Genomic DNA, 16306 nt, shown 5'->3' with positions numbered 1-16306 from the left:
GTCTGGAAGGGCATGCAGCAACTCCACGTCATCGTCGCCGCCGACTCAGCCCTCCTGCGCGCGGTCCTCAGCCGCCTGCTCGAGGACCACGGCATCGCGGTCGTCGGCCAGGCGGCGGACGCCGAGGAGCTGCAGCGCAAGGCCCGCGCGCACCGCCCCGACATGGCCGTCGTCGCGCTCACCGATCCTCCCGCGCGCGAGCACGTGCCGCTGCTCGTGCTCGCCGACACGGCCGACCCGGACGCCGCGCTGGACCTGCTCGAGGAGCGTCCGTCCGGCGCGGGCTACCTGCTGGCCGGGCAGGTCCCGGACGTCGAGCGGTTCATCTCCGCCGTGCGCGAGGTGGCGGCGGGCGGCTCGGTGATCGACCCTGCGGTCGTCCCGCAGGTGCTCGTTCGCCGCTCCACCCGCAACACGTTCACCGACCGCGAGCGCGAGGTGCTCGAACTGATGGCCGCGGGCCGCTCGAACAAGGCGATCGCGCAGCAGGCGTACCTGTCCGAGCGGGCCGTCGAGCGCCACGTGACGTCGATCTTCGACAAGCTCCGGCTGCCGCCGTCGACGCGCACGCACCGCCGTGTGCTGGCGGTGCGCGCCCACCTCCAGGTCTAGACCAGGACCTTCTCCGACGAACGGCGCGGCTCGGTGCGCGGCGCGTCCGGCATGACGAGGATCGCGCCCTCGCCGGTGGCGTAGGCCTCCTCGCCGTGGGCGACGATGTCCATGCCGATCGCCTCCTCGCTCGCGGTCGCGCGCAGGGGCATGAACGCGGCGATCAGCTTCAGCAGCGCGAAGGTCGCGCCGAACGCGTAGGCCGGGGCGGCCAGGACGGCCACGAGCTGCTTGCCGAGCTGCGCGGCGTCGCCGTAGAAGGCGCCGTCGGCGGTGCCGTTCCAGCCCGACTGCGCGGCGAGGCCGATGAACACGATGCCGCACAGGCCCGCGACGCCGTGGGCGGCGAGCACGTCGAGCGTCTCGTCCACCCGCCAGCGCGGGCGCCACATGATCACCGCGTAGGACGGCAGCGCCGCCACCACGCCGAGGACCATCGCCCAGATCGGGGAGAGGAAGCCCGCGGCGGGCGTGATGCCGACGCAGCCGACGACGATCGCCGTCGCCGCGCCGATCGCGGTCACCTGGCGCGAGCGCAGCAGGTCGAGGATGAACCAGGCGGCGAGCGTGCACGCCGGCGTCAGCAGCGTGTTGACGAACGCCAGCACGGACACCTGGCCCGCGGCGAGCCCGCTGCCGCCGTTGAAGCCGAACCAGCCGAACCACAGCAGGCCGGCGCCGAGCAGGACGTAGACGGAGTTGTGCGGGAGCATCGCGACGCGGCCGTGGTCCTTGCGCGAGCCGACGACGATCGCGGCGGCGAGGGCGCTGAAGCCCGAGCCCATCTCGACCGGGATGCCGCCCGCGAAGTCCAGCGCGCCGAGCTCCTGCAGCCAGCCGCCGCCCCACGCCCAGTGCGCGAGCACGGCGTAGACGAGCACCGACCACAGCGCGGAGAAGACCAGGAACGGGCCGAAGCGCATGCGCTCGACGACCGCGCCCGCGACCAGCGCGGTGGTGATGATGCAGAACGTGGCCTGGAAGGCCATGAACAGCAGGTGCGGGATCGTCTGGCCCTCGCGCGGCGCGAAGTCGACGCCGCTCAGGCCGACGTGGTCGAGCCCGCCGACGATGCCGTTGCCCGGCGCGAACGCGATCGAGTAGCCGACCAGCGCCCACGTGATCGTCGCCACGGCGAGCGCGGCGACGCACATCATGAACGTGTTGAGCGTGTTCTTGGACCGCACGAGCCCGGCGTAGAAGAGGCCCAGCGCGGGCGTCATCAGCAGCACGAGGGCGGTCGCCATCAGCATCCAGGCGGTGTCGCCGGTATCCACTCCCGCCGGCATCAGGCACCCACCGGGGTCACGGCGGCGTTGGCGGTCTCGCCGGTGCGGATGCGGACGACCTGCTCGAGGTCGAGCACGTAGATCTTGCCGTCGCCGACCTCGCCGGTCTGACCTCCGGAGCACAGCGCGTCGATGGCGGGTGCGACGAAGTCGTCGGACACCGCGATCTCGAACCGCACCTTCTCCGTGAGGCCGACGCGGACGGTGGTCCCGCGATAGGTCTCGACGCGGTCGAGCTCGCCGCCGTGCCCCTGCACGCGGCTCATGGAGAACCCTCTGACTTCGGCGCGGTAGAGCGCTTCGAGGACCTCGTTCGTCTTTTCGGGGCGGACAATCCCGATTACGAGCTTCATAGGCCGCACAGCCTCCACGCGCGGGGCGAGAACGTCTTTAGCCGTGCGTACAACACGGGCCAGCACCCATTATCCGAACGGCAAAGTGAAGCCCCAGGGCGCCAACTCGCCGACCGGCGTGTCGGAGAGGTTGACCTCCACGACGGCGTCGTCCCACGCCCAGGCGACCAGCGGCGGCTCGCGCTCCAGCAGGCGCCACGTGCCTCCCAGTCGCGCGGCGCGCGGCAGCAGCCACGCGTAGAACGCGCGCAGGTCGGCGTCCACCGGCTCGTCCGGCGCGCGCCCGAGGAACACCGGCACGTGCGTGCGCCGCCCGCTGAGCTGGCCGTCGTGGTACAGCCGCGCGCCCGGCAGCGTCGACATCACGACCGCCGCGGCGCGGGCCTGCGCCGCGCCGAACACCGCCGCCGCCCGCGGCTCGTCGTGGTTCTCGACGAAGCGGACGAGCCGCTCCTGGAAGCGCGCGTCGGCGGCGAGGTGCGCGGCGACGTCGCCCCGCTCCACGAGCCGGTCGTACAGGCGCTTGTCGTAGCAGAGGTCGAAGCCCTGCTCGTGCAGCGTCGACTCCATGTCCCAGTACACCTCGGCGATCAGCAGCAGCGCGGGGTGCGTCCACTTCACGCGGGCGATCACCGCCGGCCAGAACTCCTCGGCGGGCGCCGGCCGCCCCCACGTCTTCGCGAACACGGCGTTGACCATCAGCATCGCCATGTCGACGCGCAGGCCGTCGCACTGGGCTCCGATGTCCAGCAGCGTCTCGACCGTCGCTTCCCGCAGCCCAGGAGCGAACGCGTCGAGCTGGATCACGTCCGGCCAGGGGTCGAAGTACGGGTCCTTGCCGTGCGCGATCGTGCCGTCCGGGGCGCGCAGGAAGACGTCCGGGCGCTCCGTCACCCACGGGTGGTCGGGCGCGACGTGGTTGGGGACGTAGTCGAGGATCAGCTTGATGCCGCGCGCCGCCAGCTCGCGCCGCGCGACCGCCAGGGCGTCCGGGCCGCCGAACCGCTCGTCGACCACGTACCGCCGCACGCAGTAGGGCGAGCCGATCACGTCACCCGCGCGCAGCTCGCCCACCGCCGCCTCGAAGCTCGCCACCAGCCCGGGGTCGGCCAGCGCGATCGCCGATCCCGCCGGGGAGCGCTCCCACACGCCCATCAGCCAGACCGCGTCGATGCCGAGCGCGGCGAGCGCGTCCCAGCGCCGCGCGGGCACGTCGGCCAGCGAGTGCCCGTGCAGCCACACGGCGGTGTTGATCTCGTAGATCGAGAGCCGGTCCACTTGCGCACCTTGTCAAACTGGCCGCGTGATGCGCAGATTCCTTCTCCTCGTCGTCGCCCTGCTCGTGCTCGCCGCGCCCGCGGCGGCCGAGGCCAAGACGGTCAAGATCTACGTCCTGCGCGGCGAGGCGCTCAGCTCGGTCAAGCGCCAGGCCGCCGCCGGCCCCGAGGCCGCGCTGAAGGTGCTGCTGCAGGGCGTCACGGCCGCCGAGCGCAAGAAGGGCTACGGCACTGCGATCCCGAGCGGCGTGACGGTCACGTCCGCCGAGGAGGACGACGACAAGGTCGAAGTCGAGCTCGGCGGCAGCTTCGCGGCCGCCGACGTCTCCTACCTCGCGCGCGTGGCGCAGGTGGTCTACACGGTCACCGGCGCGTCCGACGCCGAGGAGGTCGAGATCCGCGGCCGCACGTTCACGCGCGCGGACTTCGCCCCGCCGGAGGAGTACACCGCGCCCAAGCCGCCGACGAAGAAGCCGGCCGCGCCGCGCGACCCGCAGGCGGTGCAGGCCAAGCTCGCGCAGCTCGGCTACCTGCCCGAGGACGCGGTCACCGGCAAGTGGGACTACCGCTCCCAGCAGGCCGTGCTCGCCTTCCAGTCCTGGGAGGGCCTCGAGCGCGACGGGATCGTGGGCGGGATGACGCTGCAGCGCCTCGACGGCGCCGGCCGGCCGCTGGCCACCGACCGCACGGGCGCGGGCAAGAAGGTCGAGATCATCCGCGGCAAGAGCGTCGTGCTGCTGGTCGAGGCGGGCCGCGTCGTTCGCGTCATCCACACGTCGACCGGCGTCGGCAACAACTCGACCGACATGGGCACGCCCTCCGGCACCTTCAAGGTCACGCGCAAGGTCGAGGAGGCCTGGTCCGTGCCGTTCAAGAGCTGGCTGGATCACGCGGTCTACTGGGGGACCGGCCTCGCCCTCTACGGCGCGACCGACGTGCCCGCCGGCCCCGCCTCGCACGGCGGCGCGCGCGTACCTATGCCGGAAGTCCAAGCGGTGTTCGACTTCGTGGAAGTCGGCACGCCGGTTCGCGTCGTATAGCGTCCTGGGCATGGAGGCTTCCGAACCGCGCCGGCGCCGCGCCGCGATCGTCTGCGTCGATGACGAACCCGCCGTGCTCGCCGCCGTCGCCCGTGACCTGCGGCGTCAGTTCGGCGAGCGCTACCGGATCGTACGTGCGACCAGCGGGCCCGAGGCGCTGGGCGCGCTGAAGGAGCTCGTCGCGCGCGGCGAGCAGGTCGCGCTGCTCGTCGCCGACCAGCGGATGCCGGGCATGGCCGGCACGGAGTACCTGGTGGAGGCGCGCAAGCTCGTGCCGGACGCCAAGCGCGTGCTCCTGACCGCGTACGCCGACACCGAGGCGGCGATCCAGGCGATCAACGAGGTCGACCTCGACTACTACCTGCTCAAGCCGTGGGACCCGCCGGAGGAGCAGCTGTACCCGGTCGTCGAGGACCTGCTGACGACGTGGGAGGCGGGCGCCGCGCTCGAGTCCGGCGGCGTGCGCGTGATCGGCCACCGCTTCAGCCGCGACTCGCACGACCTGCGCGACTTCCTCGCCCGCAACCGCGTGCCGATGCGCTGGCTGGACGTCGAGCGCGACTCCGAGGCGCGTGAGCTGCTCGCGGTCGCGGCGGTCGAGGACGGCCGGCTGCCGGTCGCGCTGCTCGAGGACGGCACCGTGCTCGAGCGCCCGACCGTGCTGGAGCTGGCCGAGCGCCTCGGCGTGTCCGCCGCGCCCGCGTCCGACCACTACGACCTGGCGATCGTCGGCGGCGGGCCCGCGGGGCTCGCGGCCGCGGTCTACGGCGCGTCGGAGGGCCTGCGGACCGTGATGGTCGAGCGCGAGGCGCCCGGCGGCCAGGCGGGCACGTCGTCGCGGATCGAGAACTACCTCGGCTTCCCGACCGGCCTGTCGGGCTCGGACCTGGCGCGCCGCGCGACCGACCAGGCGCGCCGGCTCGGCGCCGAGCTGCTGACGGTCCAGGACGCGGTGTCGCTGCGGGTCGAGGGCGCCGGCCGGATCCTGCAGCTGTCGGGCGGCGGCACGCTGAGCGCGAACTGCGTGCTCGTGGCGTCCGGCGTCTCCTACAACCACCTCACCGCCGAGGGCTTCGACACGTTCACCGGCAAGGGCATCTACTACGGCGCAGCGCTGAGCGAGGCGCGCTCGTGCTCGGAGCAGCACGTCGTGATCATCGGCGGCGCGAACTCCGCGGGCCAGGCTGCCGTGCACTTCTCGGGCTACGCGCGTCAGGTGACGATGCTCGTGCGCGGCGACTCGCTCGCGAAGTCGATGTCGCACTACCTGATCGAGCAGATCGCCGCCATCCCGAACATCGACGTGCGCACGGGCGCGCAGGCGATCGCGGCCGGGGGCGATGACCACCTGCGCACGCTGCGCATCCGCGACGCCGACGGCGAGCACGAGGAGGACGTCGACGCGACGTTCGTGTTCATCGGGGCCGCGCCGCGCACCGACTGGCTCGACGGGGTCGTGGGGCGTGACGAGCGCGGCTTCATCCTCGCCGGCGCCGACGCCAAGGCCGCGGGCTTCCCGCTCAAACGCGACCCCTACACGCTCGAGACGACCGTGCCCGGCGTGTTCGTCGCCGGGGACGTCCGCGCCCGCTCGATCAAGCGCGTCGCGAGCGCGGTGGGCGAGGGCTCGATGGCCGTCTCGCTGATCCACGAGTACCTGGCCGAATGATCCCCGTCGAAGAGCTCCGCCGGATCGACCTGTTCGACGGGCTGTCGGACGAGGCGCTGGCGGAGTGGGCGGCCGCGACACCCTCGATCCAGGAGGTCGGGGAGGGCGAGATCCTGCTCGAGCAGGGCCAGGACTCGCCCGGCACGCTGCTGCTGCTCGACGGCGCCACGCGCGGCCTGGTCAAGACGGCCGGCGGCGGCACCGACATCGGCAACCCGGGGCACGGGCCGACCTGGATCGGCGCGATCGCGGCCATCACCGAGGGGCCGCTCCCGGTCACGATCGAGACGACGTCGACGTGCCGGTACGCGATCGTGCCGCGCGACGCCTTCATCGACCTGGCGATCAAGCACCGCTCCGTGCACCGCAAGGTCATGCACGTGATCGGGCCGGTGATGCGCGGCCTCAACGCGCGCGAGTCCAGCCAGGAGCGGCTGACCTCGCTCGGCACGATGGCCGCGGGCCTCGCGCACGAGCTCAACAACCCGGCCGCGGCGGCGCGGCGCGCGGCGTCGGACCTCGTGCAGGCGATGCAGGTCATCAACTACGCGCTGCGCGCGTTCGTGGAGGCCGGCATCGAGCTCGACGACGCCGAGAAGCTGCTCGCGCTGCAGAAGGAGGCGCTCGAGCGCTGCGAGCTTCGCGAGGCGGGCGGCGCGCTCGACGAAGCCGACGCGATCGACGCGATGGAGGACCTGCTCGCCGACCTCGGCATCACGGAGGGGTACCGCTTCTCGGAGCCGCTCGCCGCGGCCGGGCTCGACGAGGACTGGGTCCGACGCGTCATCGCCATCACCGGCGAGGGCACGCACGCCTCGCTGAAAGCGCTGTGGTGGGTGGCGTCGACGATCTCCGCGCAAGAGCTGGCCACCGAGCTCGTGGACTCCACCGACCGCATGTCGCAGCTCGTGAAGGCGATCAAGACCTACGCCTACATGGACCGCGGCGGCGTGATCATCGCCGACGTGCACGAGGGCCTCGACAGCACGCTGATCATGCTCAAGCACAAGATCAAGCACACGAACATCAAGGTCGAGCGCAACTACGACCAGTCGCTGCCGAAGATCACGATGCACGGGTCCGAGCTCAACCAGGTGTGGACGAACATCCTCGACAACGCGCTCGGCGCGCTCGGCGAGGACGGGAAGATCACGATCACGACGTTGCCCGACAACGGCTGCATCCGGGTCGACATCGCCGACACCGGCCCGGGCATCCCCGAGGACGTCCGCGCGCGCATCTTCGATCCGTTCTTCACCACGAAGGCCCCCGGCAGCGGCACGGGCATGGGCTTGGACACCGCCCGCCGGATCGTGGAGCAGAAGCACGGCGGCTCGCTGACGTTCGACACGAGCGACGCGGGCACGACCTTCCACATCTGGCTGCCACTCGAGGGGAAGAAGCAATGAGCACGCGCTGCACCCACACCGACGCGATCGAGATCACCGAGCTGCCGGACGAGGTGGCCGGCTGCGAGGACTGCCTGAAGACCGGTGACGTCTGGCTGCACCTGCGCATCTGCCTGACGTGCGGGCACGTCGGCTGCTGCGACGACTCACCGAACCAGCACGCGAGCGCGCACGCGCGCGCTCACGACGAGCACCCGATCATCCGCTCGCTCGAGCCGGGTGAGGCGTGGTGCTGGTGCTTCAAGGACGAGGTCGGGATGCTGATCCCGCAGATCACCGGGCAGACGCGGATTCCGCCCTCGCCGATGCTGTCGCGCTGAACAGCGCCTCGGCGGTGGCGAGCACGAGGGCCTCGCACCAGGGCGCGCCGGTGAGCTGCACGCCGACGGGCAGGCCCTCGTCGTCGAAGCCGACGGGCACCGCGCACGCCGGCAGCCCGGCGAGGTCCTGCGGCACCGTGTAGGGCAGGACGCCGTCGCGGAACTGCTGGTTGGTCGGCGCGTCGATCCGCTCCGGCGGGACGGCCGAGATCGGCGTGATCAGCAGGTCGGCGATCGCGAACAGGTGCGAGAAGGCGCTGCGGATGCGCTCGCGCTCGGCGATCGCCTCCGCGTACTCGGCGAGCGTCACGCGCTGCGCGAACTCGATCCGGCCGGCGACGTCGGGGCCGTACGCGTCGCGCTGCGCGGGGAAGAACGGCGCGTGGGTGAGCGCCGCCTCGGCGTTCTGGATGCTCGCGTACGTTGGGTACAGGCGCTCCGGGTTGGCGTCGAAGCGCACCTCGACCACCTCGGCGTCCAGCGCGGCGACGGCCGTGTCGAACGCGCGCTGGATGCCCGGCTCGGGCGCACGCAGGTGCAGGTCCGGGCAGACCGCGATGCGCGTGGCCGGCTCGGTGCGCCCGCGCTCGCCGACGAGCGCCTCGTAGAAGAGCTTCACGTCGCCGGGCGTGCGTGCCATCGGCCCGGCGTGGTCGAGCGAGCGGGCGAGCGGGAAGACGCCGCCCGTGCTGATCCGGCCGAACGTCGGCTTCAGGCCCGAGACGCCGCAGAACGACGCCGGGATGCGGATCGAGCCGCCGGTGTCCGTGCCCAGCGCGAGCGCGGCCTGCCCGAGGCCGAGCGCCACGCCCGACCCGCCGCTGGACCCGCCCGGTACGCGCTCGGGGTCGTGCGGGTTGCGGCACGGCGGGAAGTGCGGGTTGATCGACGTGATGCCCCACGCGAACTCGTGCGTGATCGTCTTGCCGACCACGATCGCGCCGGCCTCCCGCGCCCGCCGCACGGCCCACGCGTCGGCGTTGGGCACGTGCCCGGTGAAGATGCTCGAGCCGTACGTGGTCCGCACGCCCTCGGTGTCGAACAGGTCCTTGACGGCGAGCGTCAGCCCCTCCAGCGGCCGCGCCGTGCCGTCCCGGTACGCGGCTTCCGCGGCCTTGGCCTCCTCCCGCGCGCGCTCGAGCGTGAGCGTGATGAAGGCGCCGTACTCCGGCAGCTCCTCGAAGGCGTCCACGACCTCGACCGGCGACAGCTCCCGCGCGGCGAAGGCGGCGCGCAGCGATACGGCGTTCAGCACAGATGGCTTCTTATCAGTGCGGTGACCTCGATCGGGGCGTCGAGTTGCATCCAGTGCCCCGCGCCTTCGATCCGCGCGTAGCGCCAATCGTCCACGAACGCCTCAGAGCCGGTCATCTGCTCCTCGAGCAGGTAGGCGTCGCCGCTGCTCCAGACGCCGAGGACCGGCGTCGTCACGCGCGGGAACGTGCGCTCGCGCAGCTCGAGCCTGGGGTGGTGGTTCGCCCGGTACCAGTGGAGGCCGGCGGTCAGCGCGCCTGGTCGCGTGAGGTCGGCGATCACGCGCTCGGGCTCGGGATGCGTCTGCACCCACTGGCGCAGCAGCGCCCAATCGTCGCGGCGCAGCAACGCCTCGGCCTCGTCGAACTGGAAGTACGTCGTGTACCAGGACTTCTCGCGCTGGGCGAGCGTGCGCGGGACGCCGGGATGGCCGACCGACAGCACGACGAGCCGCTCCACCCGGTCGGGCGCCGCGTGCGTGAGCGACCAGGCGAGGCCCGCTCCCCAGTCGTGGCCGACCACGTGCGCCCGCTCGAAGCCGAGCGCGTCGAGGAGCCCGAGCATGTCCTGCACGCTTCGGCGCATCCGGTAGGCGTCCACGTCGCGGGGCTTCTCCGAGTCTCCGAAGCCGCGCAGGTCCGGGGCGATGACCGTGAAGTCGGACCGCAGGTCCTCGATCTGGTGGCGCCACAGGTCCGCGCGGTCGGGGAAGCCGTGGAGCAGCAGGACCGCCGGCCCCTCGCCGGTCACCGCAACGGCGATTTCCGGACCGTCCACCCTTACCTTCCGCCGCATTGTGCGCAAGGCTACAAGCGTGGGGACGAGTCATCGGAGTGAGACCCGTGAGCGCGTCGTCGTCCGCATGGCCGGGGACTCCGGAGACGGGATGCAGCTGGCGGGCAGCCGGTTCACCGATGCGACCGCGGTCTTCGGCAACGACCTCGCCACGCTGCCGGACTTCCCCGCGGAGATCCGCGCGCCGGCCGGGACGGTGGCGGGCGTGTCCGCGTTCCAGATCCACTTCGCGTCGCGCGACATCCTCACGCCCGGTGACGCGCCGGACGTGCTGGTGGCGATGAACCCCGCGGCGCTGAAGGCCAACGTGGCGCTGCTGCGGCGGGGCGCGACGATCCTCGTCAACGAGGACGCGTTCAGCGTGCGCGCGATCCAGAAGGCGGGCTACCAGCAGTCGCCGCTCGAGGACGGCACGCTCGATGGGTTCACGGTCAAGCGCGTGCCGATGAGCTCGCTGACGACCCGTGCGGTCGAAGGGCTGGACGGCGTCTCCAGCCGGGACGCGCAGAAGGCCAAGAACCTGTTCGCGCTCGGCGTGCTGAGCTGGCTCTACGACCGGCCGACGGACGTCACCGAGCGCTGGATCCGCGGCAGGTTCAAGGGGCCGGTGGGCGCCGCGAACCTGGCGGCCTTCCGGGCCGGCTGGAGCTTCGGGGAGACGTCGGAGCTGATCGACGTGCAGGTCAAGGTCGACCCGAACACCGATGTCGCGCCCGGCACGTACCGCAACGTCAACGGCACCGAGGCGACCGCGCTGGGGCTGATCGCGGCGTCGGTGAAGTCGGGGCTGCCGCTCGTGTTCGGCGCGTACCCGATCACGCCCGCGTCGGACCTGCTGCACGCGCTCGCGCGCCGGCACGACATGGGCGTGCGGACGATCCAGGCCGAGGACGAGATCGCGGCGGCGTCGATGGCGGTCGGCGCGGCGTTCGGCGGCGCGCTCGGCGTCACCTGCACGAGCGGGCCGGGGCTGGACCTCAAGACGGAGACGATCGGCCTGGCCGTGATGCTCGAGCTGCCGCTCGTGGTGATCGACGTCCAGCGCGCGGGCCCCTCGACCGGCATGCCGACCAAGACCGAGCAGTCCGACCTGCTGCAGGCGCTCTACGGGCGCCACGGCGAGTCGCCGCTGCCGGTGCTCGCGGCCTCGTCGCCCGGGCAGTGCTTCGAGGCGGTGTACGAGGCGGCGCGGATCGCGATCACCTACCGCACGCCGGTGATCCTGCTGAGCGACCTGTTCGTGGCCAACTCGAGCGAGCCGTGGCGGATCCCCGACGCGGCGTCGCTCCCGCCGATCGACCCGCGCCTGCGCACCACCACCAGCGGGCCGTTCCTCCCGTACACGCGCGACGACAACCTCGCCCGGCCGTGGGCGGTTCCCGGCACGCCCGGGCTGGCGCACCGGATCGGCGGGCTCGAGAAGGCCGACCGCACCGGCGCGATCTCCTACGACGGCAAGAACCACGCCCGGATGACCAAGCTGCGCGGCGACAAGGTCGACGGGATCGAGGTGCCCGACCTCGAGATCCACGGCGAGGCCGACGCGGACCTGCTCGTGCTCGGCTGGGGCTCGTCCTACGGGACGATCCGGGCCGGCGCGCGGCGCGTGCGCGAGGGCGGCGGGCGCGTCGCGACGGCCCACCTGCGTCACCTGCGGCCGATGCCCGCCAACACCGGCGCGCTGCTGCGCACGTTCGAGCGCGTGCTGGTGCCGGAGATGAACAGCGGCCAGCTCGCCCACGAGCTGCGCGCCCGCTACCTCGTGAACGTCGAGAGCTACGGCAAGGTCGAGGGCCAGCCGTTGCTGCCCTCGGAGCTGGAGCAGGAGATATGGCAGCGCCTGAGCTGACGAAGGCCGATTTCCAGTCCGACCAGGAGACGCGCTGGTGCCCGGGCTGCGGCGACTACGCGGTGCTCGCCGCCGTGCAGGCCTTCTTCCCGGAGCTCGGCATCCCGCCCGAGCGGATCATGTTCGTGTCCGGCATCGGCTGCGCAGGGCGCTTCGCCTACTACATGGACACGTACGGGATGCACGGCATCCACGGCCGCGGACCGGCGCTCGCGACCGGCCTGGCGGCCGCCCGCGACGACCTGTCGATCTGGGTCGTGACCGGCGACGGCGACGCGCTGAGCATCGGCGGCAACCACCTCATCCACGCGCTGCGCCGCAACGTGCCCGTGAAGATCCTGCTCTTCAACAACCAGATCTACGGGCTCACGAAGGGCCAGGCGTCACCGACCAGCGAGCGCGGCAAGGTGACCAAGTCGACGCCGTTCGGGTCGATCGACGCGCCCTTCAACCCGCTCTCGCTGGCGCTCGGCGCCGAGGCGACGTTCGTGGCCCGCACGATCGACACCGACAAGCAGCACCTACCCGCCGTCCTGCGCGCGGCCGCCGCGCACGACGGCGCCGCCTTCGTCGAGATCTACCAGAACTGCCCCGTGTTCAACGACGGCGCGTTCGACGCGCTCCGCGACAAGCGGCGCGGCGCGATCAACCGCATCTACCTCGAGCACGGCGCGCCGATCCGCGGCGTCGTGCGCGCGGCGGACGGCACGCTGCGACTGGGCGACGACGGCGAGCCGGTGGTCCACGACGCGCACCGGGAGGACCCGTCGTTCGCGTTCGCGCTCTCGCGTCTGTCGTCGACGCCGGACGGCCCGACGCCGATCGGCGTCTTCCGCGACGTCCAGCGAGCCGTGAGCGGTCGCGACCTGTTCGCCGAGCTGCAGGCGGCGCGCGCGGGCGCGACCGATGCTTCACTGGACGCCTTGATGCGATCCGGTGACACGTGGACAGTCAGCTAGTCGCTCGCGGCAGCGAGAAGTGGAGCAAGTACCCGCCGGACGTGCTGCCGGCGTGGGTGGCCGAGATGGACTTCCCGCTCGCGCCGCCGATCCGCGAGGCGCTGCACACCGCGATCGATCGCGGTGACCTCGGCTACATCGGCCCCACCGACGGCCTGCTGGAGGCGATGCGCGGCTTCTACGCGCGGCGGCTCGGGTGGGACGTCGACACCGAGCAGGTCGCGCTGGTCGCGGACGTGATGATCGGCTTCAAGGAGCTGCTGCTCGTCCACACGCAGCCGGGCGACGGCGTGATCATCAACCCGCCCGCGTACCCGCCGTACTTCGACGACATCCCGCACGTGGGCCGCGCGGTGGTCGAGGTGCCGCTCGGCGAGGACGGCGCCATCGACGTCGACGGGCTGGACCGCGCGTTCGCCGCGGGCGCCCGCGCGCTGCTGCTGTGCTCGCCGCACAACCCGACCGGCCGCGTCTACACGCGCGACGAGCTCGCAGCCGTCGACGCGGTCGCGGCGGCGCACGACGCGTTCGTGGTCGTCGACGAGATCCACGCGCCGCTGACGTTCACGGACTTCACGCCGTGGCAGGCGGTGTCCGGTCGCGGCGCCGTGCTGACGTCCGCGTCGAAGGCGTTCAACGTGCCCGGGCTCAAGCTCGGGTTCGTGGTCGGCGAGCCGGCGACGAAGCTGCACCCGCACCTGCGCTACCACGCGGGCTACGCCGGCCTCGTCGCGGCCGAGGCGGCCTTCCGCGACGGGGACGACTGGCTGGACGAGACGATCGCCACCATCGCCGCCAACCAGCGCGCGCTGCCTGCCCTGCTGCCTGCGGGCGTCGAGGTGACCTACCCCGCGGGGGCGTCCTACCTCGCCTGGCTCCGCTGCACCGGCCTCGGCGACGACCCCGCCGCAGTCTTCCTCGAGCGCGGCCGCGTGGCGTTGCAGCCCGGGCTCGGCTTCGGCGCACCCGGCAAGGGCCACGTGCGCCTCAACGTGGGGACCACGCCCGAGCTGCTGCGCGAAGCCGTCAGGCGGATGGCGCGGGCGCTGGGCTGAGCTCGAGCACCAGCACGACGTGACGCGTCGCGAGCGCGAGGTACTCGTGGCGCTCGGGCTCGCGCGCGCCGTCGAGCCAGGTCACGGTCGCGTCGGTGAGCGGGAGGAAGTCGTCGCCCTGGGCGTTCAGGAAGTCCGTGAGCCGCGACCGGAAGCCCTCCTGCGGCAGCTGCAGCGTGCCCTCGATCTCGTGGCGCGCGGTCTCGATGCGGACGCGTTCGTGGCGGAACTGCATCGGCTCAGTATGGAGGGCCGGACGCGACGCGTCTGTAGGGTTGCCAACCCATGCTGGACATCGACGCGATCCTGCGCCCCTGGTGGGACAGCATCCAGACGGCGCACGGCCCGCTGGAGCTCTACGACGCCCACACCCACATCGGGCAGAACGACCCGGACGGCTTCAGGCAGACGCCGGAAGAGCTCGTCGACGTGATGACGCGCGCCGACGCGCGCGCCGTGACGTTCCCGATGCACGAGCCCGGCGGCTACCGCGAGGCGAACGACGTCGCGATCGCCGCGGCGGCGGCGTCCGACCGGCTCGAGGCGTTCTGCCGGCTCGACCCACGTGACCACCCGGCGGAAGAGGCGCGTCGCTGCCTCGATGCGGGCGCGGTCGGCATCAAGCTGCACCCGCGCGCGGAGCAGTTCGGGATGGACGAGCCGGGCGTGCGCGAGATCATCGCGATCGCCCACGAGCGCAAGGTGCCGGTGCTCATCCACGCCGGCCGCGGCATCCCGGCGCTCGGCCAGACCACGGTCGCGCTCTCGAGCGAGTTCCCGGGCGCGCGGCTGATCCTCGCGCACGGCGCGATCTCCGACCTCGCCTGGCTCTGGCACGTGCTGCCCGAGCACCCGAACGTGTTCATCGACACGTCGTGGTGGAACCCGGCCGACCTGATCGCGCTGTTCGCGCTCGTGGACCCGTCGCACATCGTCTGGGCGAGCGACTCGCCGTACGGGCTGCCGGTGACCGCCGCGTTCACCCATGCGCGCTGCGCGCTCCAGGCGGGCGTGAGCGACGAGGCGCTGCGCTCGATCATGGGCGGCCAGATGGCGCGGCTCGTGGCCGGGGAGGACCCGGCGTGGGTCGGCAGCGCGCCCGGCGCCGTCGAGCCGGCGCTGCACCCGCTGCTGGACCGGATCGCCACGCACCTGATCACGGCGATGGGCCGCGCGTTCGGCCAGACCGACCCGGACGAGTCGATCGCGCTCGCGCGGCTCTCCTGCGCGGTCGGCGAGGACGCGCCGCACGCCGACGTCGCCGGCGCGACGCTCGAGCTGCTCGACCTCTACCGCGAGCACCTCGCGCCCCCGCCGCCCGGGCGCCCGTTCCCGGTCGGCTTCCGGTTCCTGATGGCCGCGCTGACCGTGGCGCGCACGCCGACCGTCCCGCTGCCGGACGCGTTCCACGTCCCGCCGCCCACGCGCGACGAGGCGGAGGCCTAGCCTTCGCCGCCGCCGGTGAGCGTCGGCTCGGGGCGGGAGTTGCGCTGCGGCGCGGGCTGCGGGTCCGGCGCGGGCGCGGGAGCACACGGGCGGTAGTCGCGCGAGCGTGAGAACGGCTCGCCGCCCGTGAGCCGGCCGCTGACGGTCACCTGGCCGCGGGCGGAGGCGAGGCGCATGCGCATCCGCGCCTCGCCGGACAGGCCGTTGAGGCGCAGCACCTCGCGGCCGTTCGCGCGCACGCTCAGCGCGTCGATGCTGTCGCCGTCCGGCGCGTTGATCTTCACGACCACGCGCGAGTGGTCCAGGCAGCCGTCCTGGAAGTCGATCGAGAGCGGGTCCCCGCCGCCCTGGGCGATCGCGGTGGCGCCGAGGCCGAGCGTGGCGCCGATGGCGATCAAGGCGGTGAAGGGTCGTCGCACGAACATCGAACCTACCCGCAACCCGACAGCACGTAAAGTGCGGCTAACCGCCGTGTGGACCATCGACCACGAGCCTTTGGACAGCCCGGAATCCGAAGCGTTGCTCCGGGCCTACTTCCTCGACATCATCGAGCGCTACCACCGGCGTCCGATCGCCCCGCAGGAGGTCGACGACGCCATGGACGAGGACCGCACCGAGGGGCTCGCGGCGTGGTTGCTCGCCCGCTGGGACGGCACGCCCGCGGGCTGCGCCGGCCTGCGTGCGCACGGCGCGCTCACCCGCATGTACATCGTCCCGGAGTACCGGCGGCGGGGCGGTGCGCGGCTGATCGTCCGCGCGGTCGAGGACGCGGCCCGGCGACTCGGCATGGAGACGCTGCAGATCGACACCCGCGACGACCTCGTCGAAGCCCAGGCCCTCTACCTGTCCGAGGGCTACCTCGAGGTCGACCCCTTCAGCGACGAGGAGTTCGCCGAGCGCTTTTACGAGAAGCGCTTGACAGAAAACTGAAGTAGTGAGTGTTGATCAACCTCAACGCTCATCCGTTTGTCATCCTCCG

The 16306-nt window shown here is 72.4% G+C and carries 17 protein-coding genes; 10 read left to right on the top strand and 7 right to left on the bottom strand.

Going from position 1 to position 16306, the window contains the following annotated elements:
- Nucleotides 1-12: 12 nt before the first annotated feature.
- Entirely contained in the window at nt 13-612 is a 600-nt protein-coding gene (locus tag C8N24_RS08200) for a response regulator transcription factor (protein ID WP_121249587.1), read from the top strand.
- Here the strand turns inward: C8N24_RS08200 and C8N24_RS08195 are convergent.
- From C8N24_RS08195 to C8N24_RS08185, 3 genes are all read right to left on the bottom strand, one after another.
- Nucleotides 609-1901 (bottom strand): ammonium transporter, encoded by a 1293-nt coding sequence (locus C8N24_RS08195; protein WP_121249586.1) that lies wholly within the window; start codon nt 1899-1901, stop codon nt 609-611. The genes C8N24_RS08200 and C8N24_RS08195 overlap by 4 nt on opposite strands.
- A complete protein-coding gene (locus C8N24_RS08190) occupies nt 1901-2254 on the bottom strand; it encodes a P-II family nitrogen regulator (RefSeq protein WP_121249585.1) in 354 nt (117 codons plus the stop codon). The genes C8N24_RS08195 and C8N24_RS08190 overlap by 1 nt, the downstream gene beginning before the upstream one ends.
- Before the next feature lie 69 nt (nt 2255-2323).
- Nucleotides 2324-3532 carry an alpha-amylase family glycosyl hydrolase gene (locus tag C8N24_RS08185; RefSeq protein WP_121249584.1) on the bottom strand — a complete coding sequence of 403 codons (1209 nt, stop codon included), beginning with the start codon at nt 3530-3532 and terminating at the stop codon, nt 2324-2326.
- A gap of 28 nt (nt 3533-3560) precedes the next feature.
- Here C8N24_RS08185 and C8N24_RS08180 point away from each other — a divergent pair, with 28 nt between their 5' ends.
- The 4 genes from C8N24_RS08180 to C8N24_RS08165 are packed head-to-tail and all read left to right on the top strand — an operon-like array spanning nt 3561 to nt 7969.
- Entirely contained in the window at nt 3561-4571 is a 1011-nt protein-coding gene (locus C8N24_RS08180) for a peptidoglycan-binding protein (RefSeq protein WP_121249583.1), read from the top strand.
- Nucleotides 4572-4581: 10 nt separating this feature from the next.
- Nucleotides 4582-6240, top strand: a complete 1659-nt coding sequence (locus C8N24_RS08175; RefSeq protein ID WP_121249582.1) for an NAD(P)/FAD-dependent oxidoreductase — start codon at nt 4582-4584, stop codon at nt 6238-6240.
- A complete protein-coding gene (locus C8N24_RS08170; protein WP_121249581.1) occupies nt 6237-7649 on the top strand; it encodes an ATP-binding protein in 1413 nt (470 codons plus the stop codon). The genes C8N24_RS08175 and C8N24_RS08170 overlap by 4 nt, the downstream gene beginning before the upstream one ends.
- Nucleotides 7646-7969 (top strand): UBP-type zinc finger domain-containing protein, encoded by a 324-nt coding sequence (locus tag C8N24_RS08165; RefSeq protein WP_121249580.1) that lies wholly within the window; start codon nt 7646-7648, stop codon nt 7967-7969. Before C8N24_RS08170 ends, C8N24_RS08165 begins: the two co-directional genes overlap by 4 nt.
- Here the strand turns inward: C8N24_RS08165 and C8N24_RS08160 are convergent.
- On the bottom strand, nt 7923-9224 hold the full coding sequence (locus C8N24_RS08160) for an amidase (RefSeq protein WP_170178934.1): 1302 nt from the start codon (nt 9222-9224) through the stop codon (nt 7923-7925). The two genes, C8N24_RS08165 and C8N24_RS08160, sit on opposite strands and share 47 nt — an antisense overlap.
- The gene (locus tag C8N24_RS08155; protein WP_211339885.1) at nt 9218-10000 is read right to left on the bottom strand and encodes an alpha/beta fold hydrolase; all 783 of its coding nucleotides are present in this window, start codon (nt 9998-10000) and stop codon (nt 9218-9220) included. Before C8N24_RS08155 ends, C8N24_RS08160 begins: the two co-directional genes overlap by 7 nt.
- An 85-nt stretch (nt 10001-10085) precedes the next feature.
- On the opposite strand from C8N24_RS08155, the gene C8N24_RS08150 reads away from it, so the two are divergent.
- The 3 genes from C8N24_RS08150 to C8N24_RS08140 are packed head-to-tail and all read left to right on the top strand — an operon-like array spanning nt 10086 to nt 13881.
- Entirely contained in the window at nt 10086-11867 is a 1782-nt protein-coding gene (locus C8N24_RS08150; RefSeq protein WP_121249577.1) for a 2-oxoacid:acceptor oxidoreductase subunit alpha, read from the top strand.
- Nucleotides 11849-12826, top strand: coding sequence for a 2-oxoacid:ferredoxin oxidoreductase subunit beta (locus C8N24_RS08145; protein ID WP_121249576.1), 978 nt, complete (start codon nt 11849-11851; stop codon nt 12824-12826). The genes C8N24_RS08150 and C8N24_RS08145 overlap by 19 nt, the downstream gene beginning before the upstream one ends.
- Nucleotides 12811-13881, top strand: a complete 1071-nt coding sequence (locus C8N24_RS08140; protein ID WP_211339884.1) for a MalY/PatB family protein — start codon at nt 12811-12813, stop codon at nt 13879-13881. Before C8N24_RS08145 ends, C8N24_RS08140 begins: the two co-directional genes overlap by 16 nt.
- Here C8N24_RS08140 and C8N24_RS08135 read toward each other — a convergent pair.
- On the bottom strand, nt 13853-14116 hold the full coding sequence (locus tag C8N24_RS08135; RefSeq protein WP_121249575.1) for a DUF6812 domain-containing protein: 264 nt from the start codon (nt 14114-14116) through the stop codon (nt 13853-13855). The genes C8N24_RS08140 and C8N24_RS08135 overlap by 29 nt on opposite strands.
- Nucleotides 14117-14166: 50 nt before the next feature.
- Between C8N24_RS08135 and C8N24_RS08130 the strand changes: the two genes are divergently transcribed.
- Complete coding sequence (locus C8N24_RS08130) at nt 14167-15327, top strand: amidohydrolase family protein (protein ID WP_121249574.1); 1161 nt, start codon at nt 14167-14169, stop codon at nt 15325-15327.
- Here C8N24_RS08130 and C8N24_RS08125 read toward each other — a convergent pair.
- Nucleotides 15324-15725 (bottom strand): hypothetical protein, encoded by a 402-nt coding sequence (locus C8N24_RS08125; protein WP_121249573.1) that lies wholly within the window; start codon nt 15723-15725, stop codon nt 15324-15326. The two genes, C8N24_RS08130 and C8N24_RS08125, sit on opposite strands and share 4 nt — an antisense overlap.
- Between C8N24_RS08125 and C8N24_RS08120 the strand changes: the two genes are divergently transcribed.
- Complete coding sequence (locus C8N24_RS08120) at nt 15715-16257, top strand: GNAT family N-acetyltransferase (protein ID WP_121249572.1); 543 nt, start codon at nt 15715-15717, stop codon at nt 16255-16257. The genes C8N24_RS08125 and C8N24_RS08120 overlap by 11 nt on opposite strands.
- Nucleotides 16258-16306: the final 49 nt, after the last annotated feature.

Source organism: Solirubrobacter pauli (genome assembly GCF_003633755.1).
GTDB lineage: Bacteria > Actinomycetota > Thermoleophilia > Solirubrobacterales > Solirubrobacteraceae > Solirubrobacter > Solirubrobacter pauli.
Note: the sequence above shows the minus strand (reverse complement) of the source record. Positions and strands in the feature narration are given on the sequence as shown.

Bases quoted from the DNA above. Each gene is read 5' to 3' on its own strand.
- C8N24_RS08180 (WP_121249583.1), top strand. From the start codon at position 3,561: ATGCGCAGATTCCTTCTCCTCGTCGTCGCCCTGCTCGTGCTCGCCGCG.
- C8N24_RS08150 (WP_121249577.1), top strand. From the start codon at position 10,086: ATGGCCGGGGACTCCGGAGACGGGATGCAGCTGGCGGGCAGCCGGTTC.
- C8N24_RS08170 (WP_121249581.1), top strand. From the start codon at position 6,237: ATGATCCCCGTCGAAGAGCTCCGCCGGATCGACCTGTTCGACGGGCTG.
- C8N24_RS08130 (WP_121249574.1), top strand. From the start codon at position 14,167: ATGCTGGACATCGACGCGATCCTGCGCCCCTGGTGGGACAGCATCCAG.
- C8N24_RS08175 (WP_121249582.1), top strand. From the start codon at position 4,582: ATGGAGGCTTCCGAACCGCGCCGGCGCCGCGCCGCGATCGTCTGCGTC.
- C8N24_RS08200 (WP_121249587.1), top strand. From the start codon at position 13: ATGCAGCAACTCCACGTCATCGTCGCCGCCGACTCAGCCCTCCTGCGC.
- C8N24_RS08145 (WP_121249576.1), top strand. From the start codon at position 11,849: ATGGCAGCGCCTGAGCTGACGAAGGCCGATTTCCAGTCCGACCAGGAG.
- C8N24_RS08190 (WP_121249585.1), bottom strand. From the start codon at position 2,254: ATGAAGCTCGTAATCGGGATTGTCCGCCCCGAAAAGACGAACGAGGTC.
- C8N24_RS08120 (WP_121249572.1), top strand. From the start codon at position 15,715: ATGGCGATCAAGGCGGTGAAGGGTCGTCGCACGAACATCGAACCTACC.
- C8N24_RS08165 (WP_121249580.1), top strand. From the start codon at position 7,646: ATGAGCACGCGCTGCACCCACACCGACGCGATCGAGATCACCGAGCTG.
- C8N24_RS08135 (WP_121249575.1), bottom strand. From the start codon at position 14,116: ATGCAGTTCCGCCACGAACGCGTCCGCATCGAGACCGCGCGCCACGAG.
- C8N24_RS08195 (WP_121249586.1), bottom strand. From the start codon at position 1,901: ATGCCGGCGGGAGTGGATACCGGCGACACCGCCTGGATGCTGATGGCG.